Raw genomic sequence first — 16,573 nt, forward strand, 5'->3', positions numbered from 1 at the left:
AAGGACGTGTTGGCCTATTTTGCGAAAAACCAATACTTTTGCCAGTAGTTCATTACTTTTTCTGGATATTTAGTACGGCCTAAGCTGCCGTTGTAGCGCGCAAGAGCACGAATCCAGTCGCCTTTTTCGCGATCAAGATAGTGCTTTAAAATCGTACAGCCGTAACGCAAGTTAGTACGAGTATCCATCAGGTTGTCTTCAGGGCGGCATCTATTTTCCCTTTGAAGACATCACCACTAAACCTGCAAAGCTTGAGCGTATCAGCGAGTGCGTCGGTCGCGTAACGCTAGAAGAAGGCCGCTATCATCAAATCAAGCGCATGTTTGGCCGCTTTCGTAATCCCGTCCTTAAACTGCATCGAACTGCCGTGGGAAAGTTTCAGTTGGATGATAAATTGCTAGCAGGGCAGGCCAAGACGCTTTCAGATCAACGGATTGTTTGTGGGAAACTTTTCACCTGACTCTTAAGCCACCGTTGAAGTCAGTATTGATTTTAACTTCGGGTATTTGGCGCCTCAATTTTCATTGTTTTTAGCCGTAACCCAGACCTGATACGGGTTTTCGAGCCAAATCGCGCTTCTGACTATTCACGTCTGATTCGTTTGGCCTGACTACTATTCATATCAAAAATGAAGACTATCTATATATAGCCCTTGAGAAATATTACAACTCTGTGTACAAAGCGTCCTTAAATTTAAACTCGATGGTTTAAAGGCCAAAAGCCACCATTGTTGGGTGCTTATCCGCACCGGTTTTGTAATCGATTTTTACCTACAGGAAAAAATCCATGCCTAAGATACAAGCAGACGCCCTGTTAGTGGGGGGTGGTGTTATGAGCGCGACTCTGGCCACTCTACTTAGCAAGCTAGACCCTTCTATGAAACTGATTCTGGCGGAACGCTTGGATCACGTCGCCCACGAGAGTACTGATGGCTGGAACAACGCCGGTACTGGACACGCGGGCTATTGCGAACTGAATTACACCCCTGAAACGGCTGAAGGCGTAGAAATTGATCGTGCGTTAAGCATCAATGCTAACTTCGAGATTTCGTTGCAGCTTTGGTCGTCATTGGTAAAGACGGGTGAATTGCCTGCCCCTAATCAGTTCATCAATCCGACGCCGCATATCAGCTTTGTGTGGGGTGAGAAAAACGTCGCTTTCTTACGTGAGCGCTACAGCAAGCTATCTCAGCACCATTTGTTCAAAGAAATGGAATATAGCGAAGACTTCGCCGTTCTAAATCAGTGGATGCCTTTGGTAATGACTGGTCGCGATACTAGCGTACCAGTTGCTGCAACACGCATTTCACATGGTTCGGATGTTGATTTCGGTTCACTTACTCGTAATTTAATCGCTTCACTTGAATCTAACGAGCAGTTCAATTTGATGGTTAGCCATGAGGTAACCGATATAGAACGCGCTAAAGACAAGCGTTGGGATGTGCGTTTAAAGAATTTAGGCACAGGTAAAACTGTGACTATTAATGCGGCCAATGTGTTTTTAGGCGCGGGTGGCGGTGCTTTACCATTGCTACAAAAATCCGGTATTCCAGAAAGTAAAGGATATGGCGGATTCCCGGTATCTGGCCAGTGGTTAGTGTGTCAGAACGATGAAGCGGTAAAGCGTCATCACGCCAAAGTGTATGGCAAGGCTGCTTTAGGTGCGCCCCCAATGTCGGTGCCGCATTTAGACACTCGCATCATTAACGGCAAGCCAGCCTTGTTGTTTGGTCCATTTGCTGGATTTACCACTAAGTTTTTAAAGAAAGGCTCGAAGCTTGATTTGATCAAATCAATTCGTCCAAACAACTTAGTGCAAATGATGGATGTTGGCGTCAATAACATGGATCTAACCAAATACTTAATTGGTGAAGTGCGTCAGTCGCACGAAGATCGCGTTAACGCTTTGCGTGATTACTTTCCTGAAGCTCGCAGTGATAAGTGGACGTTGGCTGAAGCCGGACAACGCGTGCAGATCATTAAGAAAGATGCGAAAGGTCGCGGAAAACTAGAATTTGGTACTGAGTTAGTTGCTTCTAAAGATGGTTCTATGTCGGCCTTGCTTGGTGCATCTCCGGGTGCATCGGTTGCTGCACAAGCCATGATTGAAGTGATTGAACGTTGTTTTGCGTCACGCCTTACTGGCGACTGGCAAGCACGATTAAAGGAACTTGTACCTTCGTACGGTGAATCATTAGTTAATGATGCAGATTTATTAGCTCGCGTGCGTGAGCACACGTTAAGCACATTAAAATTAACTAGCGCCTAAGCGCAGCTTGCTTACTAGTGAATCGCCGCTTGCCTAAAGGTTCGTGGTGATACCGTATTTAACGATTTATAACATTTGGAGTTTTAATTATGTTGATTGGTATTCCTAAGGAAATTTTTCCTGGGGAAAATCGAGTTGCGCAAATCCCTGCTGGGATTCAAGCACTCCTTTCTGCAGGCTTTGAAGTCGTAGTACAAGAAGGTGCAGGTAGTAATGCACATTACCATGACGACGAATATCGTAATTGTGGTGCGAGCATTGCTCCCGATGCGGCAGCCTTGTATGCCCAAGCAGACATCATTTTAAAAGTACGTCAGCCATTAGCTTCAGAAGCTGAGTTGCTGCGTGAAGACCAAACCTTAATTTGTTTGTTGGATGCGTGGTTCAATCAGCCATTAATTAAAACCTTGGCAGAACGCAAAGTTCGTTCTTTTGCTTTAGAGTTTATTCCTCGTACCACTCGTGCACAGAGCATGGACGTACTGAGCTCTATGGGCGCGATCAGTGGTTATCGTTCAGTATTAGCGGGTGCTATGGCACTGCCACAATACTTCCCAATGCTGATGACAGCAGCAGGTACTATTCATCCTGCTCGCGTATTTGTTATTGGTGCGGGTGTTGCTGGTTTGATGGCTATTTCTACAGCTCGTCGTTTAGGTGCTGTGGTTGAAGCCTACGATACTCGCGCAGAAGTGCGTGAACAGGTTGAGTCGCTGGGCGCTAAGTTCGTTGAATTCGATTTGCCACAAGAAGACAGCAAAAGCACTGGCGGTTACGCCACACAGAAGTCAGAAGAGTTCTACCGCAAGCAGCGCGAGCAGATGACGATCAAGGTATCGCAAGCTGACTTAGTGATTACTACGGCGGCGATTCCAGGTAAAACGTCACCGGTTCTGATTACTAAAGACATGCTGCACTACATGAAAAAAGGTAGCGTAATTGTCGATTTAGCGGCTGAGCGTGGCGGTAACGTCGAAGGCACAGTGGCAAATGAAAAAGTCTATCTTGATGGCGTAACCATCATTGGCTACGTCGACCATGCAGGTCGTGTACCGGTACATGCGTCGCAATTGCTGACTAAAAACATCACCACGTTCTTACTCAATATGGCCGCAGACGGCCAATTGAATGTGAATATGGAAGATGACATTGTGGCCGCCACCTTGATCACCGAAGCGGGCGAAATCAAACACGCGGCTCTTAAAGCCCAGATAGAGAAGGAATAATTCTGATGGAAATGTTCATCATGATGCTGACGATTTTCGTACTGGCAGTTTTCGTCGGTGTGGAAATTATTAACAAAGTTCCACCAACACTACACACTCCGTTAATGAGCGGCACTAACGCTATTTCGGGCATCGTTGTGGTTGGTGCAATCATCAGTTCTGGTGGCAGCGAGCATACGACTGTGCTGTCTACTGTGTTGGGTGTGGTCGCGATTGCGCTGGCTACGATTAATATTGTGGCTGGTTTTATGGTAACCGACCGCATGCTCAACATGTTTAAAAAGAAGTAAGGTAAAGCATTCATGGAAATTTTAATTAACTTTGGTTATCTGATTGCTGCCATCTTATTTATTCTTGGCATCAAGGGTATGACCACCCCAAAAACAGCAGTACGTGGTAACCAAATGTCAGCAATCGGTATGCTGATTGCTGTGGTTGCAGCTTTGCTGGACTACAACGTTGTTGATTACACTTGGATTATTGTTGGTGTATTAATCGGCGGTATTTTAGGTGCCGTATTGGCTAAGAAAATTGCCATGACCGACATGCCAGAAATGGTTGCCGCATTAAACGGTGTCGGTGGCGGTGCATCTTTGCTGGTTGCCGCAGCTAACTATCTAGAAAGCCAAAAACTGGCTGAGATGGGTAAATTCGTTCCTACATACGATTGGTCTATTGCCGTTATTTTATCCATCCTGATTGGTGCTGTGACCCTAACCGGTTCTTTAATTGCCGTTGGTAAATTAAAAGGCAAAATTGGTGATGCTAAGAAAGTCGGTTTGTTTAAAGCCATCGTTAAAGTGGTATTGTTAACCTTAGTGGTTGGCGGAGGCTACTTTGCTTATGTTGATCCTTTGAACTCAGATATTCTGATCGCAGGTATGATCGTTTTATGCCTAGTGTTGGGTGTTTGCTTGGTAATGCCTATTGGCGGTGCCGACATGCCAGTTGTGGTGTCTTTGCTTAACTCATACTCAGGCTTGGCGGGTGCGTCTGCTGGTTTCGTATTGGGCAACAATGGTTTGATCATCACCGGTTCGTTGGTGGGTGCCTCCGGTATCATTCTGACCAGTATCATGTGTAAAGCGATGAACCGTTCACTGACCAACGTCTTGTTCGGTGGCTCTATGGCAGCAAGTGCTGGTGTTAGCAAAAGTGAAAACGATGCCTTCTATGATGGTAAAGTTAAATACTCAAGCGCTGATGAAGTGGCCATGTTGCTTGATAACGCACAAAAAGTGGTATTCGTACCGGGTTATGGTTTGGCTGTTGCTCAAGCGCAACACGCGACTCGTGAACTCGCGAACATGCTGGAAGCTAGAGGTGTGAACGTTAAATACGCTATTCACCCTGTAGCAGGTCGTATGCCTGGTCACATGAACGTATTGTTGGCGGAAGCGGAAGTTCCTTACGACCAGTTGGTCGAAATGGATACGATTAACCCAGAGTTTTCACAAACCGACGTTTCCATCGTTCTAGGTGCTAACGACGTTGTGAACCCTGCTGCTGCTAAAGATCCGCAGTCACCAATTTATGGTATGCCAATCTTGAACGTGCATAACTCTAAGACAGTGGTTGTGGTTAAGCGTGGTTTGTCGCCAGGTTTCGCTGGCATTCCAAACGAACTTCTTATTCGCGACAACAGCCTAATGGTTGCTGGCGATGCGAAAAAAGTTCTGCAAGATATGATTGGTGCATTGAAAGATCTGTAATATCAGGTCGTTTAATAAACCTTAAAAAGGCTCCTTCGGGAGCCTTTTTTATTGCTCTATTAATTTAGGCAGTTGAATTTTGTATATTTTCTAATGTTGAATACAAAGTTCTGTTTGCCCTGTTAGTTTGTATGTCTTTGCGGTTACACTCGATGGGTAGTTGTCTTCTGATTGTCGGACGGCAGCGTTACATTTGGAGTATGTAACATGCGTCTGATCGCAATTTTTACCAGTATTTTTATTTCAATATTATCGGTGTCATTACACGCCGATGACCCTGATAAAGCCCTCACAAGCGAGCAGCTGTCTGGGCAGGTGATGGACCAAACGCAGGAGCTTTCGGCTCGTATTCTCGCCTTTCGGCAGTTATACCCTGATATTCAAAATACGGCACCCCGATCAATTTGTGTTTGGGATCCGGTCGGCAAAACAGGGCCGATCTATAATCTTGCCTTCGACCGCTCTACTTTGATGATGCAGTTAGGCATATCGATAGACTTAAAGGCATACACGAATGAGGGCGTACTTACAGAAGATTTAAAAGCGGGGCAGTGTGATGCTGCCTTGTTTACAGGGCTAAGAGCACGTTCATTTAATCGTTATACGGGTACGTTGGATGCGTTGGGGGCGGTGCCAGATTCAAAGCACTTGAATTTAATTATGCGTGCAATTACCAGTCCTAAAGCAGCCGACAGAATGGAAGAAGGGCAATTTGTTGTTATGGGTTACGCACCATTAGGTGCCGTTTATCTTTTTGTGAATGATCGCAGTATCAATACCTTGGCTGATGTCGCGGGTAAACGCTTTGCCGTAATGGATTACGATGACCAACAAGTTAAAATGGTCGCTCGAATTGGTGCTCAGCCGGTGCCGACAGCGATTGTGAATATTGGCTCTAAGTTTAATAATCGTGGCGTTGATATTATCCCCGCACCTTTAGTGGCCTACAATGTCATGGAGCTATATAAGGGGCTTAGTAATGGTGGTGGGATTATTTCATACCCTTTCTTTCAGATGACGCTGCAACTTGTTGGGCATACCGATAAGTTTCCTAAAGAATTTGCTCAGTTAATTCGAGAAGAATTTATGGGCCTCTATTTCGATATCCAAACCGTTATTAACGCCCAAATTGGCGAGATTCCAGATAGTGTATGGATTGCTGTTCCTGAAGACAAAATGCCGGAATATCAATCAATAATGCAAAGTTCAAGACTTAGGCTGCGTGATGAGGGCTACTATGATCCGGATATGTTGAGCTTGGCGCGTAAAGTTCGTTGTAAGTTTGAACCGGCCAGTTTTGAATGTGCCAATCCTATAGAGTGAGAAGTTAGCCGATAACCGTATTTCTTCCGTTATTTTTGGCGCGATAAAGTTTTTTGTCAGCCTCGCTTATTAATTCTTTGAGCGAGGTTTTCGATAAATCTAATTTACTGCTAACGCCAAAGCTCGCAGTGCATGAAATTTTTTCATTATTGTATATCGTTATGTTCTCATCGAGAGCTTTACGTATTAGCTCGGCCAATTCTATGGCCTGTAGATGATTGGTATTCGGTAATAATACAGCGAATTCCTCACCTCCAAGGCGTGCAAATATATCGTCTTGTCGTAATGCTTTTACCGCCGCATGGCTAATATCAATAAGCACTTCGTCTCCGGCATCGTGTCCGAAATCATCATTGATTTGTTTGAAGTAATCTAAATCGAACATGATTACTGAAATAGGATGATGTCTCAGGTTCGAGTCGCTGATAATTTCATTGCCGCGCTTAAAAAATGATCGCCTGTTATTCAGCCCAGTGAGAACATCGGTATCAGCAGCTTTCTCAGCTAAGACTTTAGCTTCGTGTAGCTCTTGTTCCATGAGTTTACGTTCGGTGATATCAGTCGCTATCTCTATGCGCACCAAACGGCCATCAGGCCATTTAATCAGTTGATCCCGGCACTGATACCAACTGCCATTGTGAGTGTTTTGGAACTCCCAAACATAGACCCCGCTGGGTTCTCCATGTTCGTTGACGAGTTTAGGGTTAGTACAAAACTCGCATGGATTTTGCTGACCTTTTTGCAGTACCTCCCAACAACGACGCCCTTCGGGTGCTCCCCATTGGGTTTGGCCGTAGTCGTTGAAGAATAGAAGTTCATGAGTATCAATATCAGCGACATATACCAAAGCATCTAAACTATTGAGAATGGTAGTGATGGCACTGTAATTCGCCTCGTTAGAATCGTGCTCACTCGTTTCGTGCTCGCTCATAAGCCTCTGGGTGCTGATAATAGATACTCCCTAGCTTAGATCTTCTGCTCGGAATGACCAATATATACTTATTATTGTTAAGGTTACTAAGTGTAAGCTGGTTCTAGGGTTTGCTGCGGTAACGAGATTACTGAGGACGATATATTGTTAAATAAGCATGATACAGGGCTGGTCGTTGTCGATGTTCAGGGCAAACTCGCGCACTTAGTGGGTGATGGCCATCAGGTGATTCAGCGTATTGCCACTCTGATTGAGGGAGCGAAAGCGCTAGGTTTGCCAATTGTGTGGCTAGAGCAAAATCCAACGAAGCTTGGCGTTACCGTACCGGAGCTTGCGCTGTTGTTGGCCCCCTTGAGTCCTATTGCCAAATTCACCTTCAATGGTTGTGCCAACGAAGCCTTTTGTAACGCTGTTGAGCAGGCGAATGTTCATAATTGGCTAGTATGTGGTGTCGAAGCTCATATCTGCGTGTATCAGACCGCTCTAGGGCTTAAAGAGCGAGGTTTTAACGTAGAAGTGGTGGTTGATAGCATCGCCTCGCGTGTAGAAGCAAGTAAGGACCTAGCAATAACGAAGCTAGCGACCAAGGGTGTGGGCTTAACCAATGTCGAGATGTGCTTGTATGAGCTTGTGCAAGATTGTCGCGCGCCCGAGTTTAAAACGATTCTTAATTTGATTAAGTAGGTTGATTCAAGAGAACGCGTTTACTGCGCAACAAACCAATGTTTTTGCCAGTAATTCATTACTTTTTCAGGATATTTAGTACGGCCTAAGCTGCCGTTGTAGCGCGCAAGAGCACGAATCCAATCGCCTTTTTCGCGATCTAGGTAGTGCTTTAAAATCGTACAGCCGTAACGCAAGTTAGTACGAGTATCCATCAGGTTGTCTTCAGGGCGGCCAATTTCATTTTTCCAAAATGGCATCACCTGCATATAGCCTTGCGCACCGACATAGCTGAGTGCAAAACGGTCGAAGGCACTTTCTGTTTGAATAACGGCGAGTACGAGTTCAGGCTGGATATTAGCGCGTTTAGCTTCGGCGTGAATCATGCGCAGTAATTCTAGGCGTCGTTCGTCATCTTTTACATAGCGACGAAGGCGAGTTGACATATCAACGAGCCATACTTGGGCATCGAATTTATCTTCAAAAGAGTCTGCATTCGAAACAGCGTCTAGCAGGGCGGCTCGTAAAGCGGGGTCGTGTTCTTCTTCATTGATAGCATGACTGCTAACGGGTGTTAGCAGCACGCTAAATATAAAAGCGAACGCAGTAACCCAACGATTACTGCGTGCTTTTATGAATGGCCAGATCAGCATTTAACTCGCTGACGTAACAACTCAACTAAGCCGTCGAGAGCGACATCTTCTTTTTCACCAGCGCGGTGCTTATATTCCACCAAGCCTCCTTCTAAACCGCGATCACTCAATACGATGCGGTGTGGCAAACCCATTAATTCCATATCAGCGAATTTAACGCCTGGGCTGGTCTTTTTATCACGATCATCCAAATACACATCAAATCCGGCTTCTTTTAGCTGGGTGTACAAGGTTTCAGTCGCCGCTTGCACGACTTCTGAACGATGATAGTTCATCGGCACAATACCAATCTGGAAAGGCGCAATCGCATCTGGCCAGATAATGCCGTTGTCATCGTAGTTTTGCTCAATGGCAGCGGCTACAACACGGCTCACACCGATACCGTAACAACCCATGATCATCGTTTGATCTTTGCCGTTTTCGTTCAATACCGTGGCCTTCATCGCGGCTGAGTATTTAGTGCCTAGCTGGAATATATGACCAACTTCAATACCACGCTTGATATCCAAAACACCCTTACCGCAAGGGCTTGGGTCACCAGCAACCACATTGCGTAAATCAGCAACGGTAGGTAGCTCGACATCACGATCCCAGTTTACGCCGGTCAGGTGAGCGTCTTTTTCGTTAGCACCACAGATAAAATCGGCTAGATGGGCCGCGCTGCGATCAACATAGCAACGAGCGGACAAATTGCGAGGGCCAACAAAACCGGTAACACCACCAATGGTTTGAATTTCCGCATCGCTAGCAAATTGCAGCGGCGATAACACACCCGGCAATTTCTCAGCTTTGATTTCGTTGAGTTCGTGATCACCACGAATAAACAGCACAACTGGCTCGCCTGCCGTATCTTCATCGGCATTTTCATCTTCACTCGTACCACGAACCACAATCGCTTTTAGGATCTGGTTGGCGTTTACGTTGAGTAAAGTAGCCAAAGCATCAATGCTGCTGGCATCTGGAGTAGATACTTGTGTCATCGCTTGGCTAGCGGCTGGGCGTTCGCCAGCAGGTGCAACAGCTTCAGCAAGCTCGACGTTCGCGGCGTAATCGCTCTCGTTAGAGAAGGCGATATCGTCTTCACCAGAATCGGCTAACACATGGAATTCGTGCGATAAAGCGCCACCAATCGAGCCGGTATCGGCCAATACTGGGCGGAAATCTAGGCCTAAGCGGGTGAAAATACGAGAGTATGCCGCGTGCATAATTTCGTAGGTCTTGTTCAAACACTCTTCCGAAGCATGAAATGAATACGCATCTTTCATGATGAACTCACGCGCACGCATCACACCAAAACGAGGGCGGGTTTCATCACGGAACTTGGTTTGAATTTGGAACAGGTTCATAGGCAACTGCTTATAGCTGCTCAGCTGGTTGCGTGCTAAATCAGTAACCACCTCTTCGTGAGTAGGGCCGATACAGAATTCACGATTGTGGCGGTCTTTAACGCGCAGCAATTCACCACCGTATTGGAACCAACGACCGGTTTCTTCCCATAATTCAGCAGGCTGAACGGCTGGCATCAGCACTTCTTGCGCGCCAGCATTTTCCATTTCTTCACGAACAATGGCTTCAACCTTGCGCAACGAACGTAAACCAAGGGGCATCCATGTATATAAACCGGCAGCAAGTTTACGGATCATGCCTGAACGCATCATCAACTGATGGCTAATAACGACGGCATCGGCAGGGGTTTCTTTTTCAGTGGCGATCAAGAATTGAGTGGCGCGCATAAGCTGTATTTGAACTTCCGAAGAATGAATAGATGGCCCTATTCTAAAGCTTGTGAGCCTTGGCAGCAATTTAGCCTTTCGCGATAGTCAATTATCCTAAATTCTCTTGTCATATTGCGACCAGATTCGTCTTTTGTGGGGTTGAGCTCATGCTTCACTATGCGATACTGGCATACACACTCGGCGGTCAGGAAACGACATGCAACCGGCAGATCCGCATATACAATCGACTAAGCTAGCGACACACGCAGAGTTGCCGGTAGCGGAATCTTGCCTACGCAACCAAAAGCCCATCGCAGACGTGCTGTCGCGCTTCTTGACCCCAGATATGGTGGTGTTTGAAGTGGGCAGTGGCACAGGCCAGCATGCCGCTTATATGACTGAGCAACTGCGCGGAATTCATTGGCAGCCATCGGAGTTGCCGGGCTGTTTATCTGCTATTCGAGCTTGGCGTGAGCATTCAAAACAGGCTGGCTTTTTACCTCCAGTCGAACTCGATATTAGCCAAGACATCTGGCCACTACGAAATATGGATGCGGTGTTTAGCGCCAACGTCGTTCATTTCGTTGGCTGGAGCCAAGTCGTCGCCATGTTTAAAGGCATTAGCCGTTCGTTAAAAGACAACGGCCTAGTGCTTTTGTACGGCCCGTACAATTACGATGGTCGTTTTACCAGCGAAGGCAATATTGCTTTAAACGAATGGCTGAGAATGCGTGACCCTGATAGCGGCATTAAAGACTTTGAACAAATCGTCTTGCTTGGCCGCCAGCATCAACTGCATTTATTGCACGATATTGAAATGCCCGCGAATAATCGTATGCTCGTGTTCGAGAAACATCCGCAGCCCTAGCTGCTTTAATAGTAACAACCCGTTGGCTGTAAACATTCGCAGCCTCATACGATTAGCAGGACGCCTCCCATGAAAGACCTACAAACTTGCCCTTGGGCGCAAGGTGATATCTATATTGCCTATCACGACAACGAATGGGGCGTGCCGAATCGTAATCGCAACCAATTATTCGAAAAAATCTGTCTTGAAGGCCAACAAGCCGGACTCAGTTGGATTACCGTGCTGAAAAAGCGCGATAACTACCGTAAGCGTTTTCATCAATTTAAACCCGAAAAAGTCGCCGCAATGACCGATGCCGACATCGCCGACTGCTTAACCGATGCAGGACTTATCCGCCATGCAGGCAAACTTGAAGCCATTCGTAAAAATGCCAAAGCATGGTTAGCAATGGAAGCGCAGGGCATTGATATGGTGGAATGGCTTTGGGCATTTGTCGGCAACGAAATCAAAGTGAATCACCTCAAAAATATGAGCGAAGCTCAAGCACAAACCCCAGAATCCCAAGCCATGAGCAAAGCACTAAAAAAAGCAGGGTTTGGCTTTGTCGGCCCCACAACCTGTTATGCCTTTATGCAGAGCATGGGCATGGTGAACGACCATATGACCAACTGCCCGTGTCATCCAGATAACTTGAAGGCGTGAAATAGCATAATGAAACTTGTTTATTCTGCTCAAAATGCGTTAGACGCGCAGTTGGCTGTCGATGTTTTGAATCAGCGCGGCATATTTTCTCAAGTCGACGGTGCTTATTTACAAGGTGGAATGGGAGAGTTACCCGCACTCGGTTTGATAAGGGTAATGGTTAGCGACGATGATTTTATTGTAGCGTCCACTGTAATTTCTAGCTGGGAAAAAGGTCAGTTAATGGATCTGCCAGAAATATCTGAAAAAGAAAGTTCGACGCCTATTGAAAGGAAAGCAGATAGAAGTGGCATGACCGGTATTTTGAACGTAATCACTTTGCTAGGTGTCGGTTGTTTAGTCGGGGTGTTTGCAACATTTATGTCACTTCGTTCTCCCGTAACTTATGACGGTGTTGATATAAATGGTGACGGAGTACTTGATGAACATTGGAAGTACGCAGGGGGGCGTGTTTCTGAGTCAACAATAGACAGAAATTTAGATGGGAAAATTGACATTAAAACTTCATTTGACTACTACGGTATAGCCAAACGAACATCGGCTGATAATAACTTCGACGGTGTTTTTGAAACCATGTATTTGTATGATAATGGCAATGTCAGTATATCGAAATCAGATACTAATAATGACGGATTTTACGACCTCGTCGAAGATTATTCAGATGACGTTTTGCAGCGAATAACAGTAATCAATGCTAAAACTAAGACCCCCGCTAAAGTGAAATACTATTCTTTAGGTCGCCTTGTTCGTGCAGAGGTTGATACTAATGAAAATGGTATGTTGGATACCGTATATGAATACGATGCCTTAGAAAGGGTAGTCGCAACTGATAGTTTGCCAGCTGATTGAAGAGTTTTTACTAGTAGAGCCTATTAAGTTATGCGCAAAACCGATAAGAAAATAGATAAACAAATTTGCGAAGTTCTGACCGATGTTTGCGAAGCTGCCTTAACAAAAAATAGCGGATTTCAGTGGCTAACCCATTTGGTTAACTACTCGAGCTTTCCGAGAAGTTTAAAGGTGATTTGTATTTTCGATACGAATGAAAATTTAGAAAATTTTAAGACGAATAATGGCCACCTTGAGTTTAACGCTACTATTCAAAAGGCGCTCGCAGGTATCGGTATTAGCATCAATAACGCTCAGATCTCGTACGATACCGAAGAGAATTGTGATAAGGCGAACGGTGACAAGTGGGCTGCTAGGTTTGCGAATATAACAGCTTAAGATGATTTGCCTGTGATTTTTAGAATCGAATGCCATGTTAATCGTCGTCAACTCAAACTACTTACCACTATAATTACCGCCTTTTATAGCTAGAAACACCAGATGTCTAAGATTTTTATCATCGGCTTACCCAGAACAGGCACTACGAGTATCAGTGTTGCGTTACTCGAACTGGGGTTCTTAGTAGCTCATACCGCGTTCACTAAAAAAGCCTTTGAAGTAGCGGAAGCCATATCCGACGCTCCGTGTTTTAGTGACTACCGGCATTTAGATGAATTATTTCCTGATTCTAAGTTTATCTACTTATCGAGAAATATGGATGAGTGGGTGCCATCAATTACCATGCTCCTCGAAAAAATGGCACCACATTTAGAACCTAAAACTGGGTATTTTAACCCCATCTTAAAGCGTAGCTTTCACCATACCTTTTCACCGACGCTGCCGTTATCAGCTAATGAACTCATAGACTGCTATCAACGCCATCAGCAAGCCGTGTTTGAGTATTTTAAAGATCGAGAAGATCTTTTATCTATAGATGTCAGCGAGCAGGGTAGTCTGCGCAAGATGAAAGAGTTTCTAGGAATAGATGCGCAGGGCGACGACGACTTTCCTAAACTCAACACTGGGCGTAACGTCGCCAACTGGAAAGAGTACAAACATCCGAACAAAGTAAATTCTAATCTCGCTGGTATCGAGCATAGAAAGTACTTTGATTATGAGTTTTTGGGGTATTAAAGATTTTTTTATCGAGTCATGGGAAAGTCATATATTAGATATCGGATACCTAACTGATAGATGTTGGTGTCCGTTAAAGCGGGAGAAGATCATTTGTCTGCCACGATCTTGCCTTCACGATATTCTTTTCGCCATCGTGACAGCATAAATGGATGTATGTCGAGAGTGGCGGCAACTTCTTTAACCTGAACACCTTCAATCAAACTTAACTGAACGGCTTTAACTTTGAATTCATTTGAGTACTGCCACGTCTTTCTTGGCTTTGTATATTTTGGCATTGGACACCTCATCTGTTAGATGTTGGTGTCCGTTAAATCGGGGGAAGATCACGGATGTATGTCGAGAGTAACGGCGACTTCTTTAACCTGAACACCGTCAATCAAACTCAACTGAACGGCTTTAACTTTGAATTCATTTGAGTACTGCCACGTCTTTCTTGGCTTTGTGTATTTTGGCATTGGACACCTCATCTGTTAGATGTTGGTGTCCGTTAAAGCGGGGGAAGATTACTGTCGGATTGCTGGCGCTTGTTAGCTATGACAGATCCGAAATCAAGAATCAGCCGCAACATTAAAAGTCTTCAAGAGAACGCAGGTACTCTTCAAACAATTTTATAAAAATGTTATCTATCAATATTAGTATGGAAAAATAGACAAAATAGTTGTCGTATACATACCCTCCACCGACTAATGTATTTAGAGTGGGTAGATTCTGTTGGTACGAAAAAGTATTGTGAGCAACTCTATTTCTATGCCTATATAAATGATCGGTATATATTTCATCTAGGGATTTTTTTGTACTTCCCATCCTTGGCAAATTACTTTTATTAGTAAATAAATTATTTTTGTCATGGACAAAATATTTTTCAGAAACTGCACTCCAAATTTCTTGATATTCGTTGAAGCCTTTTTGCGCCCAGACCATTAAATTTGAACCCATAAATGAATTCTTTACTTGCATTGACGACTCATTCAGAATATTGGTTCTGCCAATAGAATGCGGGTCAAATGCTTCATTTTTAAACTTGCTTATTTGATCAACCAAATCCTTGTAAATTTCTTTTTTTTCTTTGTAGCTAGAGCACTCACCCAGTGGATTTTGAGAATATCTAAAATATCGATATTCATAATCGTTGGTTGCCATCTCCCAGCTAATGCATTTCATTTTTTGCTCTAGAGCGCCGGTCATTTTTAAAAAAACAGATTGCATAACGTAGTCACATATTGGATATGTTTCTATACCGAAACCTACGCCACTGGTGGCAGACACAACATCTCCCAGCATGCTTGATGTCGATGACAAGATAAAATTATTGTGATTCATTGATTGCATATCTTCCATAAATAGATATTGAATCACTAATGCGGCTTCTTAAGTGGCCTAGGTTATTTGGACTCTTCTGGTGGGACTGATCTTTTTTATATCGATTTATAGCGATTCCCAAGCTCTCTCTTAATTCTTCTGATTGAGATACATCTATTTTTTTCTTTCGAAATAGCGTGTGGTAAACCAGCCCGAAAAGATACATATCAACATCAACAATAGAAGAATAATCCCCGAAAACACCTAGTTCTTCAAGAGCGTTTTCCAACCCGGTCAGACTGTTCTCATAATTCTTATCTGGAAATACACTAGAAAACTCCCCAAAAATCGCCGATTTCTCATTGCTAATGGCAGCGAAAATGTACTCCTCATAATATTTTTCCATTCTCTGTTTGTAGCTTCTAGCTACTTTCTTTTCGTCACCATCATTATAATATTGCGATAAAAGTGCTAAATATCGAACAAAGTCAGATTTCGTTTCATTGCTAATAATTTTGATTAATATTTTTTTTGAAAAATCAGGCGAAAACAGATTAACAAGATCTTGATCAAGAAAATATAGTGATGCTCTACTTTCCTGGGGAAGCAGGGGTTCCCCCTGAATATTTATATTTCTGAATACAGAGGAGTAATATTTTTGCTGCTCTTTTTCATTAGATGTTTTTGGGACAAGGTACGAAAAACCTAAAAAGTTCTTTTCAAGAAAATCATCATCCAAATTTAAACTTATCGCTTTGTAGTTTTTGTCACGAATTTTGCCCAATATTTCTTCTTTGCTTTTCCCCTTGCTTGTCAACTCACCAACATTCCACTCAAGAATGTTGTCAAATTGGCTTTCTTCATCGGGGTCATCATTGTCATTGGCAAACTCTTCGATGGCTTTCTTATATGTTTGAATGTCAGGATACAACCCTAAGTACGCCAAAACGATGCTGGTAATTCTTTGCTGGCCATCAAGAATTAAATTTTCATTCATTCCGCCTGAGTTAAAGGCACCAATTGTAATGGGAGGTACAAACTGATTTTTCCTAAACGTATCAATGAGAGTCTCTACTTTTCTTTCACTCCATACGAAGTAACGCTGATAGTCTGGAAGAATAATATTCTTCTTGAGAAGTAGTTCGATCCAATGCTTGAGGGAATATTCCCCGTAATAAACTCTATTGTCCATTCATTTGCCTGCTTTCGACTTATCAATATTTCCCATTTGTAAGTTCAATGCTATTTACTATATGGGCAGCTAACGCTCCGCTAGAAGGCAAGCGAAGCGAGTCCTAGTGAAGGCCA

Annotated in this window: 17 protein-coding genes and 2 pseudogenes; 11 read left to right on the forward strand and 8 right to left on the reverse strand. The window is 44.1% G+C overall.

Annotation, left to right across the window (positions count from 1 at the left end):
* Positions 1–14: 14 nt before the first annotated feature.
* A pseudogene (locus TOL_RS18715) lies at positions 15–206 on the reverse strand (lytic transglycosylase domain-containing protein); the annotation flags it as partial.
* A 580-nt stretch (positions 207–786) separates the two neighbouring features.
* Here TOL_RS18715 and mqo point away from each other — a divergent pair.
* The 5 genes from mqo (at position 787) to TOL_RS06895 (ending at position 6,529) form a co-directional block, all read left to right on the forward strand.
* Complete coding sequence (gene mqo / locus TOL_RS06875) at positions 787–2,268, forward strand: malate dehydrogenase (quinone) (protein WP_015486584.1); 1,482 nt, start codon at positions 787–789, stop codon at positions 2,266–2,268.
* A gap of 89 nt (positions 2,269–2,357) precedes the next feature.
* Positions 2,358–3,494, forward strand: coding sequence for a Re/Si-specific NAD(P)(+) transhydrogenase subunit alpha (locus TOL_RS06880; RefSeq protein ID WP_015486585.1), 1,137 nt, complete (start codon positions 2,358–2,360; stop codon positions 3,492–3,494).
* A gap of 5 nt (positions 3,495–3,499) precedes the next feature.
* A complete protein-coding gene (locus TOL_RS06885; RefSeq protein WP_015486586.1) occupies positions 3,500–3,784 on the forward strand; it encodes an NAD(P) transhydrogenase subunit alpha part 2 in 285 nt (94 codons plus the stop codon).
* Positions 3,785–3,796: 12 nt separating this feature from the next.
* Complete coding sequence (locus TOL_RS06890; RefSeq protein ID WP_015486587.1) at positions 3,797–5,206, forward strand: NAD(P)(+) transhydrogenase (Re/Si-specific) subunit beta; 1,410 nt, start codon at positions 3,797–3,799, stop codon at positions 5,204–5,206.
* Positions 5,207–5,413: 207 nt separating this feature from the next.
* On the forward strand, positions 5,414–6,529 hold the full coding sequence (locus TOL_RS06895) for a putative solute-binding protein (protein WP_015486588.1): 1,116 nt from the start codon (positions 5,414–5,416) through the stop codon (positions 6,527–6,529).
* 4 nt (positions 6,530–6,533) lie between these two features.
* Here the strand turns inward: TOL_RS06895 and TOL_RS06900 are convergent, their stop codons facing one another.
* On the reverse strand, positions 6,534–7,460 hold the full coding sequence (locus TOL_RS06900) for a sensor domain-containing diguanylate cyclase (protein WP_015486589.1): 927 nt from the start codon (positions 7,458–7,460) through the stop codon (positions 6,534–6,536).
* 144 nt (positions 7,461–7,604) lie between these two features.
* On the opposite strand from TOL_RS06900, the gene TOL_RS06905 reads away from it, so the two are divergent.
* The gene (locus TOL_RS06905) at positions 7,605–8,144 is read left to right on the forward strand and encodes an isochorismatase family protein (RefSeq protein ID WP_015486590.1); all 540 of its coding nucleotides are present in this window, start codon (positions 7,605–7,607) and stop codon (positions 8,142–8,144) included.
* Positions 8,145–8,164: 20 nt separating this feature from the next.
* On the opposite strand, the gene TOL_RS06910 is transcribed toward TOL_RS06905, so the two are convergent.
* Positions 8,165–8,776 (reverse strand): lytic transglycosylase domain-containing protein, encoded by a 612-nt coding sequence (locus tag TOL_RS06910; protein WP_015486591.1) that lies wholly within the window; start codon positions 8,774–8,776, stop codon positions 8,165–8,167.
* Positions 8,770–10,509, reverse strand: a complete 1,740-nt coding sequence (locus tag TOL_RS06915; protein ID WP_015486592.1) for a proline--tRNA ligase — start codon at positions 10,507–10,509, stop codon at positions 8,770–8,772. Before TOL_RS06915 ends, TOL_RS06910 begins: the two co-directional genes overlap by 7 nt.
* Before the next feature lie 199 nt (positions 10,510–10,708).
* On the opposite strand from TOL_RS06915, the gene TOL_RS06920 reads away from it, so the two are divergent.
* The 5 genes from TOL_RS06920 (at position 10,709) to TOL_RS06940 (ending at position 13,963) form a co-directional block, all read left to right on the forward strand.
* Positions 10,709–11,359 carry a DUF938 domain-containing protein gene (locus tag TOL_RS06920; RefSeq protein ID WP_015486593.1) on the forward strand — a complete coding sequence of 217 codons (651 nt, stop codon included), beginning with the start codon at positions 10,709–10,711 and terminating at the stop codon, positions 11,357–11,359.
* A gap of 69 nt (positions 11,360–11,428) precedes the next feature.
* The gene (locus TOL_RS06925; RefSeq protein ID WP_015486594.1) at positions 11,429–12,001 is read left to right on the forward strand and encodes a DNA-3-methyladenine glycosylase I; all 573 of its coding nucleotides are present in this window, start codon (positions 11,429–11,431) and stop codon (positions 11,999–12,001) included.
* Between the two features lie 9 nt (positions 12,002–12,010).
* The gene (locus tag TOL_RS18270) at positions 12,011–12,850 is read left to right on the forward strand and encodes a putative signal transducing protein (RefSeq protein ID WP_015486595.1); all 840 of its coding nucleotides are present in this window, start codon (positions 12,011–12,013) and stop codon (positions 12,848–12,850) included.
* Between the two features lie 30 nt (positions 12,851–12,880).
* Entirely contained in the window at positions 12,881–13,228 is a 348-nt protein-coding gene (locus TOL_RS06935) for a hypothetical protein (protein WP_015486596.1), read from the forward strand.
* Between the two features lie 102 nt (positions 13,229–13,330).
* Positions 13,331–13,963, forward strand: coding sequence for a sulfotransferase (locus tag TOL_RS06940; protein WP_015486597.1), 633 nt, complete (start codon positions 13,331–13,333; stop codon positions 13,961–13,963).
* A gap of 92 nt (positions 13,964–14,055) precedes the next feature.
* Here the strand turns inward: TOL_RS06940 and TOL_RS06945 are convergent.
* The 4 genes and pseudogenes from TOL_RS06945 to TOL_RS06960 form a co-directional block, all read right to left on the reverse strand.
* Positions 14,056–14,241 (reverse strand): annotated as a pseudogene (locus TOL_RS06945) (IS3 family transposase); the annotation flags it as partial.
* A 48-nt stretch (positions 14,242–14,289) separates the two neighbouring features.
* Positions 14,290–14,421 carry a transposase gene (locus tag TOL_RS18930; RefSeq protein ID WP_015486599.1) on the reverse strand — a complete coding sequence of 44 codons (132 nt, stop codon included), beginning with the start codon at positions 14,419–14,421 and terminating at the stop codon, positions 14,290–14,292.
* Positions 14,422–14,533: 112 nt separating this feature from the next.
* Positions 14,534–15,232, reverse strand: coding sequence for a hypothetical protein (locus tag TOL_RS06955; RefSeq protein ID WP_197537906.1), 699 nt, complete (start codon positions 15,230–15,232; stop codon positions 14,534–14,536).
* A 40-nt stretch (positions 15,233–15,272) separates the two neighbouring features.
* Positions 15,273–16,457, reverse strand: coding sequence for a DUF262 domain-containing protein (locus TOL_RS06960; RefSeq protein WP_015486601.1), 1,185 nt, complete (start codon positions 16,455–16,457; stop codon positions 15,273–15,275).
* Between the last annotated feature and the right edge of the window lie 116 nt (positions 16,458–16,573).

Source organism: Thalassolituus oleivorans MIL-1, assembly GCF_000355675.1.
GTDB lineage: Bacteria > Pseudomonadota > Gammaproteobacteria > Pseudomonadales > Oceanobacteraceae > Thalassolituus > Thalassolituus oleivorans.

Excerpts from the sequence above, each read along its gene's own strand:
- mqo (WP_015486584.1), top strand. The coding sequence starts at position 787 with ATGCCTAAGATACAAGCAGACGCCCTGTTAGTGGGGGGTGGTGTTATG.
- TOL_RS06880 (WP_015486585.1), top strand. The coding sequence starts at position 2,358 with ATGTTGATTGGTATTCCTAAGGAAATTTTTCCTGGGGAAAATCGAGTT.
- TOL_RS06885 (WP_015486586.1), top strand. The coding sequence starts at position 3,500 with ATGGAAATGTTCATCATGATGCTGACGATTTTCGTACTGGCAGTTTTC.
- TOL_RS06890 (WP_015486587.1), top strand. The coding sequence starts at position 3,797 with ATGGAAATTTTAATTAACTTTGGTTATCTGATTGCTGCCATCTTATTT.
- TOL_RS06895 (WP_015486588.1), top strand. The coding sequence starts at position 5,414 with ATGCGTCTGATCGCAATTTTTACCAGTATTTTTATTTCAATATTATCG.
- TOL_RS06900 (WP_015486589.1), bottom strand. The coding sequence starts at position 7,460 with ATGAGCGAGCACGAAACGAGTGAGCACGATTCTAACGAGGCGAATTAC.
- TOL_RS06910 (WP_015486591.1), bottom strand. The coding sequence starts at position 8,776 with ATGCTGATCTGGCCATTCATAAAAGCACGCAGTAATCGTTGGGTTACT.
- TOL_RS06915 (WP_015486592.1), bottom strand. The coding sequence starts at position 10,509 with ATGCGCGCCACTCAATTCTTGATCGCCACTGAAAAAGAAACCCCTGCC.
- TOL_RS06920 (WP_015486593.1), top strand. The coding sequence starts at position 10,709 with ATGCAACCGGCAGATCCGCATATACAATCGACTAAGCTAGCGACACAC.
- TOL_RS06925 (WP_015486594.1), top strand. The coding sequence starts at position 11,429 with ATGAAAGACCTACAAACTTGCCCTTGGGCGCAAGGTGATATCTATATT.
- TOL_RS18270 (WP_015486595.1), top strand. The coding sequence starts at position 12,011 with ATGAAACTTGTTTATTCTGCTCAAAATGCGTTAGACGCGCAGTTGGCT.
- TOL_RS06935 (WP_015486596.1), top strand. The coding sequence starts at position 12,881 with ATGCGCAAAACCGATAAGAAAATAGATAAACAAATTTGCGAAGTTCTG.
- TOL_RS06940 (WP_015486597.1), top strand. The coding sequence starts at position 13,331 with ATGTCTAAGATTTTTATCATCGGCTTACCCAGAACAGGCACTACGAGT.
- TOL_RS18930 (WP_015486599.1), bottom strand. The coding sequence starts at position 14,421 with ATGCCAAAATACACAAAGCCAAGAAAGACGTGGCAGTACTCAAATGAA.
- TOL_RS06960 (WP_015486601.1), bottom strand. The coding sequence starts at position 16,457 with ATGGACAATAGAGTTTATTACGGGGAATATTCCCTCAAGCATTGGATC.